The 16,603-nt window shown below is 72.0% G+C and carries 18 protein-coding genes and 4 tRNA genes; 10 read left to right on the top strand and 12 right to left on the bottom strand.

What is annotated here, in order from left to right:
- Positions 1–52: 52 nt before the first annotated feature.
- From AC792_RS08265 to AC792_RS08250, 4 genes are all read right to left on the bottom strand, one after another.
- Entirely contained in the window at positions 53–688 is a 636-nt protein-coding gene (locus tag AC792_RS08265) for a DUF3000 domain-containing protein (protein ID WP_049830068.1), read from the bottom strand.
- Between the two features lie 82 nt (positions 689–770).
- Positions 771–1,826, bottom strand: a complete 1,056-nt coding sequence (locus AC792_RS08260; RefSeq protein WP_200903388.1) for a threonine aldolase family protein — start codon at positions 1,824–1,826, stop codon at positions 771–773.
- Between the two features lie 133 nt (positions 1,827–1,959).
- Positions 1,960–2,385 carry a peptide-methionine (R)-S-oxide reductase MsrB gene (msrB, locus tag AC792_RS08255; RefSeq protein WP_049830066.1) on the bottom strand — a complete coding sequence of 142 codons (426 nt, stop codon included), beginning with the start codon at positions 2,383–2,385 and terminating at the stop codon, positions 1,960–1,962.
- Between the two features lie 14 nt (positions 2,386–2,399).
- Complete coding sequence (locus tag AC792_RS08250) at positions 2,400–2,882, bottom strand: hypothetical protein (protein WP_049830065.1); 483 nt, start codon at positions 2,880–2,882, stop codon at positions 2,400–2,402.
- A gap of 103 nt (positions 2,883–2,985) precedes the next feature.
- On the opposite strand from AC792_RS08250, the gene AC792_RS08245 reads away from it, so the two are divergent.
- On the top strand, positions 2,986–4,254 hold the full coding sequence (locus AC792_RS08245) for an alpha/beta hydrolase family protein (RefSeq protein ID WP_049830064.1): 1,269 nt from the start codon (positions 2,986–2,988) through the stop codon (positions 4,252–4,254).
- Here AC792_RS08245 and AC792_RS08240 read toward each other — a convergent pair.
- Positions 4,238–4,678 (bottom strand): SufE family protein, encoded by a 441-nt coding sequence (locus AC792_RS08240; RefSeq protein WP_049830063.1) that lies wholly within the window; start codon positions 4,676–4,678, stop codon positions 4,238–4,240. The two genes, AC792_RS08245 and AC792_RS08240, sit on opposite strands and share 17 nt — an antisense overlap.
- Positions 4,675–5,583 carry a sulfurtransferase gene (locus AC792_RS08235; RefSeq protein WP_049830062.1) on the bottom strand — a complete coding sequence of 303 codons (909 nt, stop codon included), beginning with the start codon at positions 5,581–5,583 and terminating at the stop codon, positions 4,675–4,677. Before AC792_RS08235 ends, AC792_RS08240 begins: the two co-directional genes overlap by 4 nt.
- Before the next feature lie 220 nt (positions 5,584–5,803).
- On the opposite strand from AC792_RS08235, the gene zapE reads away from it, so the two are divergent.
- The gene (gene zapE, locus AC792_RS08230; protein WP_049830061.1) at positions 5,804–6,838 is read left to right on the top strand and encodes a cell division protein ZapE; all 1,035 of its coding nucleotides are present in this window, start codon (positions 5,804–5,806) and stop codon (positions 6,836–6,838) included.
- Between the two features lie 84 nt (positions 6,839–6,922).
- On the opposite strand, the gene AC792_RS08225 is transcribed toward zapE, so the two are convergent.
- From AC792_RS08225 to AC792_RS08205, 5 genes are all read right to left on the bottom strand, one after another.
- Entirely contained in the window at positions 6,923–7,174 is a 252-nt protein-coding gene (locus AC792_RS08225; protein ID WP_049830060.1) for an antitoxin, read from the bottom strand.
- 225 nt (positions 7,175–7,399) lie between these two features.
- Positions 7,400–7,473 (bottom strand) — tRNA-Gly (locus AC792_RS08220).
- Positions 7,474–7,502: 29 nt separating this feature from the next.
- Positions 7,503–7,574, bottom strand: a tRNA-Val gene (locus AC792_RS08215).
- A gap of 26 nt (positions 7,575–7,600) precedes the next feature.
- Positions 7,601–7,671, bottom strand: a tRNA-Cys gene (locus AC792_RS08210).
- Positions 7,672–7,723: 52 nt separating this feature from the next.
- A tRNA-Gly gene (locus AC792_RS08205) sits at positions 7,724–7,797 on the bottom strand.
- Between the two features lie 161 nt (positions 7,798–7,958).
- On the opposite strand from AC792_RS08205, the gene AC792_RS08200 reads away from it, so the two are divergent.
- From AC792_RS08200 to rpe, 5 genes are all read left to right on the top strand, one after another.
- Positions 7,959–8,810: a cytochrome gene (locus AC792_RS08200; RefSeq protein ID WP_049830059.1), complete on the top strand. Its 852-nt coding sequence runs from the start codon at positions 7,959–7,961 to the stop codon at positions 8,808–8,810.
- A gap of 129 nt (positions 8,811–8,939) precedes the next feature.
- The gene (gene def, locus AC792_RS08195; protein ID WP_049830058.1) at positions 8,940–9,569 is read left to right on the top strand and encodes a peptide deformylase; all 630 of its coding nucleotides are present in this window, start codon (positions 8,940–8,942) and stop codon (positions 9,567–9,569) included.
- Positions 9,566–10,519, top strand: a complete 954-nt coding sequence (locus AC792_RS08190) for a methionyl-tRNA formyltransferase (RefSeq protein ID WP_049830057.1) — start codon at positions 9,566–9,568, stop codon at positions 10,517–10,519. The genes def and AC792_RS08190 overlap by 4 nt, the downstream gene beginning before the upstream one ends.
- The gene (locus tag AC792_RS08185) at positions 10,516–12,117 is read left to right on the top strand and encodes an RsmB/NOP family class I SAM-dependent RNA methyltransferase (protein WP_049830056.1); all 1,602 of its coding nucleotides are present in this window, start codon (positions 10,516–10,518) and stop codon (positions 12,115–12,117) included. Before AC792_RS08190 ends, AC792_RS08185 begins: the two co-directional genes overlap by 4 nt.
- Before the next feature lie 70 nt (positions 12,118–12,187).
- Positions 12,188–12,850: a ribulose-phosphate 3-epimerase gene (gene rpe / locus AC792_RS08180; protein WP_049830055.1), complete on the top strand. Its 663-nt coding sequence runs from the start codon at positions 12,188–12,190 to the stop codon at positions 12,848–12,850.
- A 15-nt stretch (positions 12,851–12,865) separates the two neighbouring features.
- Here rpe and AC792_RS08175 read toward each other — a convergent pair whose 3' ends face one another.
- Positions 12,866–13,540: an acVLRF1 family peptidyl-tRNA hydrolase gene (locus tag AC792_RS08175; protein WP_049830054.1), complete on the bottom strand. Its 675-nt coding sequence runs from the start codon at positions 13,538–13,540 to the stop codon at positions 12,866–12,868.
- Positions 13,541–13,658: 118 nt separating this feature from the next.
- On the opposite strand from AC792_RS08175, the gene AC792_RS08170 reads away from it, so the two are divergent.
- From AC792_RS08170 to AC792_RS08160, 3 genes are all read left to right on the top strand, one after another.
- Positions 13,659–15,131, top strand: coding sequence for a replication-associated recombination protein A (locus AC792_RS08170; RefSeq protein ID WP_049830053.1), 1,473 nt, complete (start codon positions 13,659–13,661; stop codon positions 15,129–15,131).
- Positions 15,132–15,449: 318 nt separating this feature from the next.
- Complete coding sequence (gene rpsD, locus AC792_RS08165) at positions 15,450–16,076, top strand: 30S ribosomal protein S4 (RefSeq protein ID WP_049830052.1); 627 nt, start codon at positions 15,450–15,452, stop codon at positions 16,074–16,076.
- 152 nt (positions 16,077–16,228) lie between these two features.
- Positions 16,229–16,603: a DUF948 domain-containing protein gene (locus AC792_RS08160; protein WP_049830051.1), complete on the top strand. Its 375-nt coding sequence runs from the start codon at positions 16,229–16,231 to the stop codon at positions 16,601–16,603.

Here is a 16,603-nt window from a genome sequence, read left to right as displayed (position 1 = left end):
ACGGCGGCGTCCCGGGCCGATCGGTGGGCGGACGTGGGTGCGGGTGGCCGGGTCATGACCGGCGCTGGGGCAGGTGCACCACGCCGTCCGGGAGCGGCGGGAGCCCGGCGAAGACCCCCACCACCTCGGCCCACGCCTCCACGTGCCGCCGGACGTCGGAGGTCTCCGGGCTCCAGGAGGCCCGGAGTTCGAGGTCGATCGTGTCGGCGCGGTCCTCGAGCGTCCCGTAGCTCTCGGACAGCATCCTAGTGCCCGTGCCGCCCGTCGAATGGTGGCGTGCCCCGTGGGCGTCGAGGGCCTGCACCAGTCGCGTCCAGGCCACGGGGCCGAGCAGGGAGTCGTTGCCCAGCTCCGCCTCGAGCCGGGCGCGGATGTAGGTGACGATCCGGAAGCGCCCGTTCCATGCGTCCGAACCCGCCGGGTCGTAGAGGAGGATGAAGCGCCCCGTGGCGAGTTCCTCGGGCTCGGGCTGGAGGACCAGGTTCCGGGCGGGGCCGTGGGGTAATGGTGGCGGGAACGGCACGGTGTCGAAGACCTCGGCGCCGAGTGCCACGGCCAGCGGCGCCAACCGGGTGGGGGCCGGGACCTCCTCGAGCCGGATCTCGCTCCGCGGGGCGGCCCTGCGCAGACCGGTGAGAGCGTCCAGGAACTCCGCAGGCAGCTGCGACACCCCCCCGGTTGAACTCACCTCCGCAGGCTACGCCCTGGGCGGGCGATATCCGCGGCGACGCGCCGCCCGGCCGGATCCGATACCGCCCGCGGACAGCGGATCAGGCGGCGACCTCGCGCCGGATGGCCTCGAGGAAGGCGTCCACGTCCTCCTCCGTGGTGTCGAAGGAGCACATCCAGCGGACCTCCCCGGTGGCCTGGTCCCAGTCGTAGAACCGGAAGCTCTCCCGGATCCTCTCGGCGGAGCCCTCGGGCAGGATCGCGAAGACGGCGTTGGCCCGGGTCTCCTGGGTCAGCGTCACACCCTTGATCCCGCGGGCCCCCTCGGTGAGCCGGGCCGCCATCGCGTTGGCGTGCTGCGCGGAGCTGAGCCAGAGGTCGCCCTCGAGGAGGGCGATCAACTGGGCGGAGAGGAAACGCATCTTCGACGCCAGCTGCATGTTGAGCTTCCGGAGGTAGTCGAGCCCGGTGGCCGCCTCCTGGTTCAGCACCACGATGCACTCACCGAACATCAGGCCGTTCTTGGTGCCGCCGAAGGAGAGGATGTCCACGCCGGCGTCGCGGGTGAACGCCCGCAGGGGCTCGCCGAGAGCGGCGGCGGCGTTCGCAATCCGCGCACCGTCCATGTGCACGCTCATGCCGCGGACGTGGCAGTGGTCCGCGATGGCCTTGATCTCCGCGATCGAGTACAGCGTGCCGAGTTCGGTGGTCTGCGTGATGGACACCGCCAGGGGCTGTGCACGGTGCTGGTCGCCCCAGCCCCACGCCTCCCGGTCGATCAGCTCGGGGGTGAGTTTGCCGTCGGGTGTGGGCACACTCAGCAGCTTGATGCCACCGACGCGCTCGGGCGCGGCGTTCTCGTCCACGTTGATGTGCGCGGTGTGCGGGCAGATCACCGCACCCCAGCGGGGGAGCAGGGACTGCAGGGAGAGCACGTTCGCCCCGGTTCCGTTGAACACCGGGAAGATCGAGATGCCCTCACCGAAGTGGCCCTCCATCACCTCCTGCAGGCGCGCCGTGTACTGGTCGTCACCGTAGGCCCCCTGGTGCCCCTCGTTGGCGGCGGCGAGGGCGGTGAGGACCTCGGGGTGCACCCCCGAGTAGTTGTCGGAGGCGAAGCTCCGCTTGGTCCGGTCGTGCAGGGAGGCGGCTGTCATCAAGGTGTCGGTCACCGGTCCATTATCCCCGAGCCGGTACGGGACGGGGTCCACGACCGCCGTCCACGGAGAACCTGCGGACAGGACGACGGGACCGGCCACGAGCGTGGCCGGTCCCGTCCGCGTTCCCCGTCTACTCGCTGGGGACGAGCTTCATGGAGATGGAGTTGATGCAGAACCGCTGATCGGTCGGGGTGTCGAACCCCTCACCCTTGAACAGGTGCCCCAGGTGCGAATCGCACCGCGAGCACCGCACCTCGATCCGCTCCATGCCCAGGGAGCGGTCGTGCAGGTAGCGCACCTTCCCCTCGGCGAGCGGCGCCCAGAAGGAGGGCCAGCCGCAGTGCGAGTCGAACTTCTCGTTGCTCGTGAACAGTTCGGCGCCGCACGCCCTGCACTCGTACGTGCCCGCGGTCTTCGCGTCGTAGTACTCGCCCGTGTAGGGGCGCTCGGTACCCGCCTGGCGCAGCACCTGGTACTCCTGCGGAGTCAGCTCCTGCCGCCACTGCTCGTCCGACTTCTCGATCTCTGGCCGATGGGTGTCGTGTTCGGTAGTCATGCAGGGCACAACGCCTACGAGTCGCCGATAAATCCCGACCCGGAGTAGAGATGCAGGACGGCGATCCCGAGCTTGTCCTGCGCCCTGTTGGCCCAGTCGGTGTGGAGGGTGTCCGCGACGGCGCGGGGCCGGGTGATCACCACCGCCTGCGCCGCCCCGCTGTCCGCGGCCTCCTGCACGAGGGCGTCCACGGGGTTCCCGGTGGTGGTGCGACCGCGGGCGGAGAAACCCTCGGCCCGCAGGAGGCCGAACGATTCCTCGAGGGCGGACTGCGCCGACACCTCGTCGTCGCGCCCGTCCGCCGAGAGCGAGCGGAACGCGTCGCCCACCTCGAGCAGGCTCAGATGGTGGAAGAACTGGCCGAGCACGGACTCGTCGCGGTCCTCGGGGATCAGCACCACGAACTCCGCGGGCTCCTCGCCCTGCAGCGTCCGCAGGTTCGCCAGGTCCGGCGGGGTCAGGGCTTCCTCGGTCAGCACCAGGATTGTTTGGGTCATGGCGCCCCTGTCCGGCGGGCCCCCCCCGCCGCAGGACATCCCCTCGTGGCCTGCACCGCCCGGCGAATCGACGGGGCAGGGGCGGCAGGGTAGAAATGGAGGCATGGCATCGACGAGGTCACAGGCCGCAGCGCGACGGAGCAGTGCGCCCTGGTTGAGATGGACGCTCCTCGGAGTGGGGACGGGGGCCGCACTGGCCTCCTCGGCCGCCGGTGTGGTGTCGGGGCTGGCGGTGTACTTCGCACGGCAGATCGTCACCCCTGCCCGCAGTCGTGAGGAGAACCTGGACATCCTCGCTGTCGTGGGCTCCCCGGGCCGGCAGTCCGTGATCCTCCCCGCCACCGAGGACACCACCGTGGAGGGCACCTACAGCCTGTACTTCCGGCAGGGCACCGGGCACGCCCGCATCGGGATGATCCGCTCCTACGTGCCGCGTGAGGGGACTGTGGAGCGTGAGGTGGAGCAGGTGTACGCGGGGGATCTCGCCACGGCCACCCGCGGCTGGTGGAGCGGCGCGGTGTTCCCCGCACCGGCTGCGCTGGGCCTGCCCGAGGAGGAGGTGCAGATCCCGGTGGAGGGTGGCTCGGCCCCCGCCTGGCTGGTCCGTGCGGACGCCCCCGCCTCCACGTGGGCCATCATGGTGCACGGACGCGGTGCGTCGCGCGCCGAGACGGTCCGCGCGCTCCCCCTGGCCCGCAGACTCGGCCTGACGAGCCTCGTGGTGTCCTACCGGAACGACGGCGAGGCGCCCTCCGCCCCCGACGGCCGGTACGGCCTCGGCATGACCGAGTGGCACGACGTCGACGCCGCCATCGACTTCGCCGTGGCCCGCGGCGCGCGCGAGGTGGTCCTGTTCGGCTGGTCGATGGGCGGCGCGATCGTGCTGCGCACCGCGGACCTCTCGCGGCACCGCCGTCGTATCACCGCCCTGGTGCTCGACGGCCCGGTGGTCAACTGGATCGAGGTGCTCGCCCACCACGCGCAGCTGAACCGCATCCCGGCCTCCGTGGGCAGGCTGGGTCAGTACCTGCTCGCCAGCTCGCGTGCACGCCGGATCACCGGCCTGGCCGCCCCCCTGGACCTGCGGAGCATGGACTGGATCGCGCGGGCCGAGCAGCTCACGCTGCCCACGCTGGTCCTCCACAGCGAGGACGACGAGTTCGTCCCCATCGGCCCGTCCGCCGCGCTCGCCGCGAAGAACCCGTCCTTCGTCACGCTCGAGCGCTTCCACCGCGCCCGGCACACGAAGGAGTGGAACGTGGACCCGGAGCGCTGGGAGTCCGTGGTGGAGCAGTGGCTGGGGAGGATCCTGTTCGGTCGCACCCTTCCCGGCGGGAGGATGCCCGACCAGGAGGTCAGCGGGCTTCCCTGATCTTCCGCTTCACCCGTCCCAGCATCGCGGTCATGCCGCGCATCCGCAGCGGGGTGATCGCGCGGGTGAGGCCCAACCGGTCCGGGACGTCGTCGGGTACCGAGAGGACCTCCTCGGCGGTCAGTCCGTCGAGCCCCTCGAGGAGCACCCCGGCGAACCCGCGTGTGGTCGGCGCCTCCGGCGGGGCGGAGAAGAACAGGTGCACGCGGTGCTCCGGGGCGTCCCCGATCTCCATGGTCAGGAACAGCGGGCTCTGGCACTCGACGACCTGCTCCAGCAGTTCCGGGTGGGCCGTGTACCGCTCGGGGAGCTCGGGCAACCCGCGGGAGAAGTCGAGCAGCAGCTGCAGCCGGTCCGGTTCGGAGAGGTCCTGGAAGTCGTCGATGATCTCGGCGAGCTTGGCGGGGACGGGGCCCGCGCTCACCGGCGTGCCCCCGCGGGGGCCTCGCCCGGCTCGGTACCGCGGACGATCGGCACGCGCACGGCGTTGCCCCACTCGGTCCAGGAGCCGTCGTAGTTGCGCACGTTCTCGAAGCCGAGCAGGTGCCTGAGCACGAACCAGGTGTGGCTGGAGCGCTCGCCGATCCGGCAGTAGGCCACGACGTCGTCGCCGTCCTTCAGCCCGGCCTCGTCCCGGTAGACGGCGTCCAGCTCCGCCCGCGTGCGGAATGTGCCGTCCTCCGCAGCGGCACGGGCCCACGGGACCGACGCCGCGGTGGGGATGTGGCCGCCACGCAGTGCACCCTCCTCGGGGTAGGCGGGCATGGTGGTGCGGGCACCGGTGTACTCGTCACCCGAGCGGACGTCGATGAGCGGCTTGCCCAGGTGCTCGAGCACGTCGCCGAGGTAGGCACGGATCGGGGCGTCGTCGCGCTCCACCACGGGGTAGTCGGTCGCGGTGACCTCGGGCTTGTCGGTGGTGAGGTCCCGGCCCTCGGCCACCCAGAGGTCACGGCCGCCGTCGAGGAGCCGGACGTCCTCGTGCCCGAAGAGGGTGAACACCCAGAGGGCGTAGGCGGCCCACCAGTTGCTCTTGTCGCCGTAGATCACCACGGTGGAGTCCCGCGAGATCCCCTTGCTCGCCATGAGCCGGGCGAAACCCTCGCCGTCCACGTAGTCACGGGTGACCTCGTCGTTGAGCTCGGTGTGCCAGTCGATCTTCACCGAGCCGGGGACGTGCCCCGTCTCGTACAGCAGGACGTCCTCGTCGGACTCCACGACCACCAGTCCGTCGGTTCCGAGGTGCTCGGACAACCACCCGGTGGAGACGAGCCGCTCGGGGTGGGCGTACTCGGAGAACTTGTCCTGCGTGTCTGGTCCCAGGGTCATTGCGGCCTTTCGGGTAGCGTGCTGCACCTTCGAGGGTGCACGGGGTTCCATCCAGCCTAACCACGCGGTGTGCGGAATGCTTCCGGCGCCCGGGTTCGCGGTAGGAGCGCGGACGCGGCGGAGGGCACCGGGCGGCGTTGCCGTACTGTTGCGTTGCAGAGCCGCCACCCGTGGGACGCGGGCGGCTGACACCCTCGCAGAGAGAAAGCGGTCCGGATCCGTGCCAGCCATCGAACACCTCATCGAGCGTTCACCCAAGGTCTCCGTCGACGAACTGCTGGGAGGGTTCTACCCGTCGCCGCGCTTCGGTGAGGTGTCCTTCGACTCCTACCGGCCGGATCCGCAGCAGCCCTCGCAGGCCGCCGCCGTGACGAAGCTCCGCGAGTTCGCCACCTCGGTGGACCGGCCGGAACCCTCGGGGTTCCGCAGGTTCTTCGGTGGTGCCAAGAAGTCGGACGCCCCCGCGGGCATCTACCTCGACGGCGGGTTCGGTGTGGGCAAGACCCACCTCCTGGCGTCGCTGTGGCACGCGTCCTCGGGGCAGAAGGCCTTCGGGACGTTCGTCGAGTACACCAACCTCGTGGGGGCCCTGACGTTCCGGAAGACCGTGGAGGCCCTCAGCGGGTACAGCCTGGTGTGCATCGACGAGTTCGAGCTCGACGATCCCGGCGACACCGTGCTGATGTCGCGCCTCATGCGTGAACTCGCCGATGCCGGGGTGAAGCTCGCCGCGACGTCGAACACGCTGCCCGGTTCGCTCGGCGACGGCAGGTTCGCCGCGCAGGACTTCCAGCGCGAGATCCAGGTCCTCGCGGACCAGTTCGAGGTGTCCAGGATCGACGGCGAGGACTTCCGGCACCGGGGGCTGCCCGAGGCGCCCGCCGCTCTCGACGACGCCGCGCTGCAGGAGCGGATCGCCGCCTACTCCGGCGGGGTGCTGGCCGAGGACCGGTTCCTGGACCTGGTGCGTCATCTCGGCGACGTGCACCCCAGCAGGTACCGGCAGCTGCTGGACGGCGTCGACGCCGTGGCCTGGCACGGGGTGGAGACGATCACCGAGCAGTCGGTGGCGCTGCGCTTCGTGGTGCTGGCGGACCGCCTGTACGACCGCGACGTCCCGATCATGGCCAGCGGGACCACGTTCGACCACCTGTTCACCGAGGAGATGATGAACGGCGGGTACATGAAGAAGTACTACCGCGCGGTGTCAAGGCTCACGGCCCTGGCGCGGCAGGGGAGCGAAACCACCGCGTAGGTCGCAGGGATCCCGCCGAGGAGAGCAGGAGGCGCCGGTGCCGCCTCACAGCAGGACCGGCGCCTCCTCGTCGTCGGGCCGGTGTCAGCCGGCCGGCGGCGGGGTCGGGCCGTCGGAGCCCTTGCCGTCCTTCTTGTCCAGCGAATCGACCATCTCGGAAGCCTTCGACTGCATCCCGTCGATGTGGCGTGAGTACTTGCCCTGGGTCCTGCCGTCGACGAAGTCGCCGGCCTTCCCGATGCCGTCCTTCACCTTGTCGGAGTTCTCGCCGATCAAGCTGGTGGCCTTCCCTGCGAGAGAGCCGGCCTTACCCTTGAGCCCGTCCAACAAACCCACGGATACCTCCTTCCGGTCCTGGAAACGCCATCCGTTTCCGCTCCCGTCAGCATAGGCCCGATTCAGGAGGGGCGCACCGGGACGGACCGGGGTCATCGTGCCGGGAACGGAAGGGGGCCGTTCGTGGCGGACGCCGACACGGCCGGGACCGGACCCCCGTGCGGGCGGAGACAAGAAATGCCCGGTCCTCGCCAGGACCGGGCATCGGCCGAAGACCGGCCTGAGAGCGGACGACGGGATTCGAACCCGCGACATCCACCTTGGCAAGGTGGTGCTCTAGCCAGCTGAGCTACGTCCGCAAAAAAGCGCCCCCGTGGGGGCGCCTTCGTGGGCGATACTGGGATCGAACCAGTGACCTCTTCCGTGTCAGGGAAGCGCGCTACCGCTGCGCCAATCGCCCATTCTCATGGTGCTCGTCCTGCAACGAGGTGGGGACGGGATTCGAACCCGCGTATACGGCTTTGCAGGCCGCTGCCTCGCCTCTCGGCCACCCCACCGAGACCGGGGGACCCGGCCACCGGACAAGATCCGGCCTTGCAGTGACTTGCGAGCGGACGACGGGATTCGAACCCGCGACATCCACCTTGGCAAGGTGGTGCTCTAGCCAGCTGAGCTACGTCCGCAGAGGGAAAAGGACCGGAAATCCGCGTTCAAGCCTGTGCTTTCGGCGGTGTTTCTTCGTTTTCCAACGAGAGAAGACTCTATAGGACGTTCCCGGCCGCGTCCAATCAGCGCGGAGCATCCGTGTCCTCCGGTTGTGGGCGCCTGCTGACAGACTGGGGACATGACCGCCCCGCTCCTGGCCCACGCCACGCCCCACGGCAGGATGTACTCCCGTTCCACCGCGGACCAGCCGTCCGTACCGTCCATCACCACCGTGATCTCCCAGCTGCCGAGCTCCCTCGGAGGGTGGTTCGGGCACATGGCGGCCACCGCCCTGTCCCGGGACCCGCGTCTGCCCGCGGCGCTCGGCAAGCCCGCCGAGATGCGCTCCGCGGTCAAGGAGGCGGCAGCTGCCGCGGAACGGTACCGGAACGACGCCGCCGAGCGTGGCACGCGCGTCCACCACTACTGCGAGCAGGTGGCCCTGCGTGTCCTGGGGCGCGAGGAGGAGGTGGACGCCGCCCGCACGGACCTGGAGCAGCACGGCGAGGTGGCCTTCGCGGAGCGCTTCGACGAGTGGTGGGAGCTGTACGACGTGCGGCCCGTGGAACCCGAGATCACGGTCTGGAACGCCACGCTGGGCTACGCGGGGACACTGGACCTCGTGGCCACGATCGGGGGGCGTACCTGCCTGATCGACTACAAGACCAAGAACACCGACCGCGACGGTTTCGTGAAGGCGCTGGACGACAAGGTGGTCATGCAGCTCGTGGCGGGCATGAAGGCGGAGGAGTCCCTCGTGGACGCGGCAAGCGGCACCTGGCAGCCCTGGGCCCACGGTGACCAGCCACTGCTGCTCGGCGTGGCGGTGGGGCAGACGGAGGTGCGGGCCATGCGGGCCAACCCCGAGGTGCTCAAGGACCACTGGTTCCGCTTCTGCGCCCTGCGGCGTGCCTGGGAGGCCGGGCTGCAGGCCGAGGAGGCCGGGAGGGCGCTCCTGCCGATCGGGCCACCGCCGGCTCCTGCCGCCTGACCCGGTGCGCAGGCGCGGCCACCGCCCGGCTACGGCGGCGGCGACGCACAGCACTACCATTGGCGGGGGCCCCGCGGCACCAGCCCGATCGCGGGCGTACCGCGTACCGAAGCGAGGAACAGAGCACAGATGGCCGTCCTGAGTATCCGCATGATCGGCGATCCGATCCTCCGCACACCGGCGGCGGAGGTCACCGAGTTCGGCCCCGACCTGGCCCGGCTCGTCGCGGACATGACCGAGACCATGATCGATGTCCAGGGTGCCGGGCTCGCCGCACCCCAGGTGGGGATCGGCCTGCAGGTCTTCACCTACCGCGTGGACGGCGCAGAGGGCCACGTGGTCAACCCGGTCCTCGAGACCGACGGGCCGTTGCAGGCGGAGTCCGACGTCGAGGGCTGCCTGTCCGTCCCCGGGCTCGGCAGCTACGTGGCCCGTGCCGACTGGGCCCGCGTCACGGGACGGGACGCCGCCGGGGAGACCGTGGTGGTGGAGGGGACCGGCATGCTGGCGCGCGCCCTCCAGCACGAGACCGACCACCTCCGCGGGATGCTGTACCTCGAGCGCCTCGAGGGGGAGGACCGCAGGAACGCGCTACGGGCCATCCGCAGCACGGAGTACAGCCGGGTGGCCAGCCGCACCGCCGTGCAGCGCTCCCGCTCGCTCGGCTCGAGCTTCATCGCGCAGACCGGGGCCGCGCAGGACGCGACCCGCCGGACCGGCGGCGCCCGATCCGGCACGTTCGGCGGGGGTGCACGATGAGGATCCTCTTCGCCGGGACGCCCGAGGTGGCCGTGCCGTCGCTCCGCGCGCTCGCGGACGCCGGGTTCGACGTCGCCGCCGTGCTGAGCCGGGTGGACGCACCGCTCGGGCGCAGGAAAATCCTCACCCCGAGCCCGGTGGCAGCGGCGGCGAAGGACCTCGGGCTCCCGGGGCTGAAGGCCAACCGGTTCACGCCGGAGCTGATCGAGCAGCTGACGATGCTGCACCTCGACGCCGCCGCGATCGTGGCATACGGGGGGATCGTGCCGCCCGCAGCACTCGCCGTACCCGAGCACGGGTGGATCAACCTGCACTTCTCCGTCCTGCCGCAGTGGCGCGGCGCAGCCCCCGTGCAGCACGCGGTGCTGGCGGGCGACAGCGTCACCGGGGCCACCACGTTCCTCCTCGAGGAGGGCCTGGACACGGGGCCGGGGCTCGGGGTGATGACCGAGACGCCCGACCCCGCAGCCACCAGCGGCGGGGGGCTCGCGCGGTTGTCCTCCAGCGGCGCGGGACGGCTCGTGCGGCCCCGGGGGGACCGGGGCGCCGGCCGGGTCACCGCCACGCCGCAGACGGGCGAGCCGAGTGCGGCACCGAAGCTGACCATCGACGACGCCCGCGTCGACTGGGCGCAGCCGGCCGCAGGGGTGCGGCGGCGCATCAACGCGGTGACCCCCGAGCCCGGGGCGTGGACCACGCTCGCCGGGCAGCGGGTGAAACTCGGCCCGGTCACCCCGCTCGACGGCGGCGCCCCGGAGCATGCGGACGACGGGATGCCCCTGGACCGTCCGGGGCCCGGCGTGGTGCACCTCGTGGACCGGGAGGTCCGGGTGGGGACGGGTTCCACCCCGGTGGTCCTCGGCACACTGCAGCCCGCAGGCAAGAAGACGATGTGCGCCCTGGACTGGGCACGAGGCGCGGCGACGCGCGGAGAGCTGGTGTTCGAGTGACGGAGAGAGACGGGACGAGCAGCGGGGCGGGGGGGCAGGACGCCCGCGGTTCGGGGGCACCGGGCGGAGGCCGACGCCCGGGCGGCAGCGGCAAGGGCGGATCCGCCCGGCGTCGCAACGAGCAGGGGCGCGAGCGCAACCGCGGGGGAGAGCGACGGTTCTCCGAGGCCGCGCCGTCGCAGCGCACCAGGCGCGCCGACCCCGCACGCCTGGTGGCCTTCGAGGTGCTGCGGGCCGTCGCCGCGGAGGACGCCTACGCGAACCTCGTGCTGCCGGCGAGCATCCGGAAGCACCGGCTGGACCGCCGGGACGCCGGCTTCGCCACCGAGCTGACCTACGGGGCGCTGCGGGGTCAGGGGACGTACGACGCCGTGCTGGCACGCTGCGTGGACCGGCCCCTCGACCAACTGGACCCGGCGGTGCTGGACGCCCTGCGGATCGGCGCCCACCAGATCCTCGCGATGCGCGTCCCGGCGCACGCAGCCCTCGACCAGACCGTGGGTCTGGTCCGCGCCGTCGTCGGTGCCGGGCCGTCGTCGCTCGTGAACGCCGTGCTTCGCAAGGTCACGGCCCGGGACCTGGACGGCTGGATCGCCGAGATCGTGTCGGGGCTGACCGACGCCACCGCGATCGCCGCGCTGACCCACAGCCACCCGGAGTGGATCGTCCGGGCGCTCCGGCAGTCCCTCGTGGCGCACGGCCGGGACGTCGCGGAGATCGACGCCCTGCTCGCGGCCGACAACGCCGCGCCCTCGGTGCACCTCGTGGCGCTGCCGGGCATCGGGACCCTGGACGACGCCCTCGCGGAAGGCGCCGAACCGGGCCTGCTGGCACCGGATTCCGCGTCCTACTCGGGCGGCGACGTCAGCCGCCTGCCCGGCATCTCCGCCGGGACCCTGCGGGTGCAGGACACCGGCTCCCAGCTCGTGGCCCGTGCCCTGGCCGGCGTCGAGCTCGCCGACGGCGCCGTCGAGGGTCCTGAACAGTGGTTGGACCTGTGCGCGGGACCGGGCGGGAAGACCGCCCTGCTGGCGGCGCTGGGACAGGGGAGGGGTGTGCACGTGACGGCCAACGAGCCCGTGCCGCACCGCGCCCAGCTGGTGCGGCAGGCACTGCGCCCGTTGCCGGCGAGCAGCTGGACCGTGCTCGGGGGCGACGGCCGCGACCTCGGTGCGGAACGGTCCGGGCAGTTCCACCGTGTCCTCGTGGACGCGCCCTGCACCGGACTCGGTGCGCTGCGTCGCCGCCCGGAATCACGCTGGCGCCGGCAGCCGGCGGACCTCGCGGGCCTCGCACCGCTGCAGCGCGACCTCCTCACCGCCGCCCTGGACGCCGTCGCCCCCGGGGGAGTGGTCGCGTACGTGACCTGCTCGCCCCACCACGCCGAGACCGACGCCGTGGTGGACGACTGCCTGCGCCGGCGCGAGGGCTTCGAGCGCCTCGACGCCGGTGCGGCCCTGGACGCCGTGAGTACCGGCGGGCCCCCCGGGGCGGGGGGCGGCACCGGCGCGCAGCTCTGGCCGCACGTCCCCGGCCCGGGCGCCATGTACCTGGCGCTCATCAGGAAGGCCCCCGAAGGGCGGGTGCCGGCGGCATGAGCATCCGCGGTACCGACCCGTACGGCTCCACCGCGCCGGGGACACCACCCGGGCCAGGAAAGGCATCATCGTGACGCACCCGCGCATCAACCCCAGCATCCTCTCCGCGGACTTCGCCAACCTGGAGGCGGAGCTGCAGCGCATCGGTTCGGCCGACGCCGTGCACGTGGATGTCATGGACAACCACTTCGTGCCGAACCTCACCCTCGGGCTGCCGATCGTGCAGCGCCTGCAGCAGGTCAGCCCGCTCCCGCTCGACGTGCACCTCATGATCGAGGACGCCGACCGCTGGGCGCCGCAGTACGCGGAGGCCGGAGCGGCGTCCGTGACGTTCCACGCGGAGGCCGCGGCCGCACCGGTGAAGCTGGCACGGGAGATCCGGGCCGCGGGTGCACGCGCCGCCATGGCGCTGCGCCCCGCCACCCCGGTGGAGCCCTACCTCGACCTGCTCGGTGAACTGGACATGCTGCTGATCATGACGGTGGAGCCCGGCTTCGGCGGTCAGTCGTTCCTGGACCTGACGCTCCCGAAGATCCGGCGGGCCGCCGCCGCGATCCGCGGGGCGGGGCTGCCCCTGGTCATCCAGGTGGACGGCGGCATCACCGAGGAGACCATCCTCCGCGCCGCCGACGCCGGTGCGTCCGTCTTCGTGGCCGGTTCCTCGGTCTACGGCGCGGACGACGCCGCCGCCGCCATCACGGCGCTGCGGCACGCCGCGCTCCCTCGCGCCTGAGCGGACCCGTCTGCGTCAGGCCGGTGGGTCGGTGACCGTGATCCTGACGGACAGGGCGGACCGCGCGGCGTCCTGGAGCACCGCGAGACGCGGGTCCGGCACGGTGAGGAACGCAGGTCGCGGGAGACCCGTGTACCGGGCGAGGACCGGTTCGGCGAGTGCGGCCGCGGCCAGGGTCCGATCCCCGCCCAGCTGGAGGCAGGCGGGAGGGTGCGCGTCGAACAGCGCCGCGGCGCGCAGCGCGGTCTCCTCCACGAGGGCGTCGGCCTGGTTGGCCCGACGCCGGGCGAAGCGCTGCGGGGACCCCCCGCCGGCCGCCGTCCGCCCCTGCACGTAGCGGGGGCCGGTCTTCGAGGGCAGGATCCCCCCGGCGCGGGCGGCCCCCACCGAGTAGCCGCCCCGCCGGATGAGCAGCAGCCCCACCACCACGGAGGTGTCCACGCCGGTGAGCAGCGCCTGCAGGGGCGAGGTGTCGGCGGACGTGGGGGCAGCGGGGGGAAGGGGAGGCGAGAGTACCGCGACGCACCCGTTGCCGCCCTCGATCCGGACGGAACCCGCGGGTAGCCCGCCGTCCCGTGCACCGGGATCGCCGCCGCCCGCCACCGCGTAGCCGCCGTTGCGATCGGCGAATCGGGACAGCCAGCCCTCCAGGCGGTTCGTCCCCACGAGCACCGCCCGGCTGGATGGCATGCTGTCCCCTCCCGGGTCGGTGTCGGGGTCCTGCCCCTGCGTGCTGATGGTCCGCTCCGGGGTCCCGCGGTGATGCGATGTCCCGCAGGGCCCCGGACCCCACAGTAACCTTGGCGGGGTGAACGATCTCTTCAGCTCCGCGGACGACGACGCCGAGGAGGCGCCCGCCGCGCGGGTCCCCGGCGCCGCTCCCGGTACGGGACGCCCGCGGAGCCCGCTGGCCGTCCGGATGCGGCCGCGCACCCTCGACGAGGTGGTGGGCCAGCAGCACCTCCTGGGCCGCGGCGCACCCCTGCGCACCCTCGCCGGGGAGACGGACGCCGGCGGCCACGCCGCGCCGTCGTCCGTGATCCTCTGGGGTCCGCCGGGAACGGGGAAGACCACCCTCGCGCACGTGGTGGCGCGCGGGCAGGGCCGCACGTTCGTGGAGCTCTCCGCGATCACGGCCGGCGTCAAGGACGTGCGCCGCGTCATGGACGAGGCCCTGACCTCGCGCGACCTGTACCGGCGGACCACGGTCCTGTTCCTCGACGAGATCCACCGCTTCAACAAGGCCCAGCAGGACGCCCTGCTGCCCGGCGTGGAGAACGGCTGGGTGGTGCTGATCGCGGCCACCACGGAGAACCCGTCCTTCTCCGTGGTCTCCCCCCTGCTCTCGCGCTCGCTCCTGCAGACCCTCCGGCCGCTCGAGGAGGACGACATCCGCGGCCTGCTGGAACGCGCGGTCGACGACGAGCGCGGGCTGGCCGGCTCGGTCCGGCTCACCCCGGAGGCGCCCGAGCACCTGGTGCGGCTCGCCGCGGGGGACGCACGCCGCGGACTGACCGCGCTGGAGGCGGCCGCCGCCGTCGCGCACTCGGAACGCCCTGCCGCCGGGCCCCCCACGGGGTCGGAGGGGACGGAGGAGGACGATGACGAGGGGCCGGACGGCGATGCCGCTCCGCGTGACGCACCCGTCGCGGTGACGCTCGAGCACGCGGAGAAGGCCGTGGACGTCGCCGCGCTGCGCTACGACCGCGCGGGCGACCAGCACTACGACGTCGCCAGCGCGTTCATCAAGTCCCTCCGCGGCTCCGACGTGGACGCCGCCCTCCACTACGTGGCGAAGATGCTCGAGGCGGGGGAGGATCCCCGCTTCATCGCCCGCAGGCTCATGATCAGCGCCTCGGAGGACGTGGGCATGGCGGACCCCACGGCCCTGCAGACCGCCGTCGCCGCGGCCCAGGCGGTGCAGCTCGTGGGGATGCCGGAGGCGAGGATCATCCTGGCCGAGGCGGTGGTGCACATCGCCACCGCCCCGAAGTCCAACGCCGCGTACAACGGCATCAACGCCGCCGTCGCGGACGTCCGGGCGGGGCGTGGGCAGGGGATCCCCGCCCACCTGCGGGACGCGCACTACCCGGGGGCGTCCCAGCTGGGGCACGGCAGGGGGTACGTCTACTCGCACGAGGAGCCGCACGGGATCGCGTCCCAGCAGTACGCACCGGACGACCTCGTGGGACGCGACTACTACGAGCCCACGGACCGCGGCGCGGAACGGGACATCGCGGGGCGCCTGGCCCGGTTGCGCCGGATCATCCGCGGCTCCTAGGCGGTGCCGGCGGCGGACCGGGCACCGACGACGTCCCTCCGGGGCCGCTCCCGTTACGGTTCGGCGCAGCGTTGCCCGACTGCTAGCATGGGACGCTGACTGGCAAGTCGTCGTGTACCAGCCGGCCGTCCACCACCTCCGCAGCGGGATCCTTGCTGCTCGGTGCCGGACGAAGGGCCAGGGTCGCGACGGACTGTAGTACCGGGAAGCGGCCAATCCCGGCTCTCCGCACATGGAGGCCAGCGACACCAGGAAGTACGGATGCACCCCTCGTGGCGACGTCCGTCTCTTCGCCGCGAAAATGATCGGAAGGTAGACGTGGCTAACAACACACGTGCCCGCCGGAAGGTCCGCATCTCGCGGGCCCTCGGCATCGCCCTGACCCCCAAGGCAGAGAAGTACCTCGAGCGTCGGCCCTACGCGCCGGGCCAGCACGGCCGTGCGCGTCGCAAGCAGGACAGCGACTACGCCGTCCGTCTGCGCGAGAAGCAGCGCCTGCGCGCCCAGTACAACATCCGCGAGGCGCAGATGGCCCGCGTCTTCGAGGAGGCCCGCCGCACCGCAGGCCTGACCGGTGAGAACCTGATCGAGCTGCTCGAGATGCGTCTGGACGCACTCGTGCTCCGTGCGGGCTTCGCCCGCACCAGCGCGCAGGCCCGCCAGCTGATCGTCCACCGCCACATCATGGTGGACGGCGCCCGCGTGGACCGCCCGTCCTACCGCGTGTCCGAGGGCCAGCTCATCCACGTGCACAGCCGCAGCGAGACCATGGTCCCGCTGCAGGTCGCCGCCGCCGGTGCCCACCGCGACGTCCTCCCCGCCGTTCCCGGCTACCTGGACGTCCAGCTCGAGAAGCTCCAGGCCCGCCTGGTGCGCCGCCCGAAGCGCTCCGAGGTCCCCGTGACCTGCGAGGAGCAGCTCGTGGTGGAGTACTACGCACGCTGATCACCCCCGGGTCATCCGGACGCAGTACGAGAAGCATGCACGAAGAGCCCGCGGCGCCCGCCGCGGGCTCTTCGTTCTGTAAGGTACTAAGAGCAAGAATTCCCGTGCCCGTCCACAAGAGACGGCACACCCCTGCGTAAAGGAGACCGCCCATGTCAGGTGGAGATATTGCGGGCCTGATAGCTGCCGGCGTGTTCGCCATCCTGGTGCTGCTGCTGGCCGTACCGATCTGGAAGCTCGGACGCGTGTTCGACGAGCTGCGCAAGGCCATCCGCACCGTCACCGAGGAGACCACGCCGCTGATCGAGGAGGTCACGAGCACCGTGAGCACCACGCACCAGCAGCTGAGGACCGTGGACGGCATCACCTCCAACGTCTCCGACGCCTCCGCGAACATCTCCGCGCTGTCCTCGCTGGTCGCGGCCACCATCGGGTCGCCGCTCATCAAGGTGTCCGCCTTCAGCTACGGTGTCCGCTCCGCCCTCGCCGGCCGGAGAGCACCCGTGCGCCGGCGTCGCAGCCGCTAG

The sequence above is a fragment of the Arthrobacter sp. RIT-PI-e genome, assembly GCF_001187915.1.
Classification (GTDB): domain Bacteria; phylum Actinomycetota; class Actinomycetes; order Actinomycetales; family Micrococcaceae; genus Arthrobacter_D.
The sequence above is the reverse complement of the archived record's forward strand: the minus strand, read 5'-3'. Positions and strand labels throughout refer to the sequence as shown.

Excerpts from the sequence above, each read along its gene's own strand:
- AC792_RS08235 (WP_049830062.1), bottom strand. The coding sequence starts at position 5,583 with ATGACCCTGGGACCAGACACGCAGGACAAGTTCTCCGAGTACGCCCAC.
- AC792_RS08245 (WP_049830064.1), top strand. The coding sequence starts at position 2,986 with ATGGCATCGACGAGGTCACAGGCCGCAGCGCGACGGAGCAGTGCGCCC.
- msrB (WP_049830066.1), bottom strand. The coding sequence starts at position 2,385 with ATGACTACCGAACACGACACCCATCGGCCAGAGATCGAGAAGTCGGAC.
- AC792_RS08200 (WP_049830059.1), top strand. The coding sequence starts at position 7,959 with ATGACCGCCCCGCTCCTGGCCCACGCCACGCCCCACGGCAGGATGTAC.
- def (WP_049830058.1), top strand. The coding sequence starts at position 8,940 with ATGGCCGTCCTGAGTATCCGCATGATCGGCGATCCGATCCTCCGCACA.
- AC792_RS08175 (WP_049830054.1), bottom strand. The coding sequence starts at position 13,540 with ATGCCATCCAGCCGGGCGGTGCTCGTGGGGACGAACCGCCTGGAGGGC.
- AC792_RS08190 (WP_049830057.1), top strand. The coding sequence starts at position 9,566 with ATGAGGATCCTCTTCGCCGGGACGCCCGAGGTGGCCGTGCCGTCGCTC.
- AC792_RS08160 (WP_049830051.1), top strand. The coding sequence starts at position 16,229 with ATGTCAGGTGGAGATATTGCGGGCCTGATAGCTGCCGGCGTGTTCGCC.
- AC792_RS08250 (WP_049830065.1), bottom strand. The coding sequence starts at position 2,882 with ATGACCCAAACAATCCTGGTGCTGACCGAGGAAGCCCTGACCCCGCCG.
- AC792_RS08260 (WP_200903388.1), bottom strand. The coding sequence starts at position 1,826 with ATGACAGCCGCCTCCCTGCACGACCGGACCAAGCGGAGCTTCGCCTCC.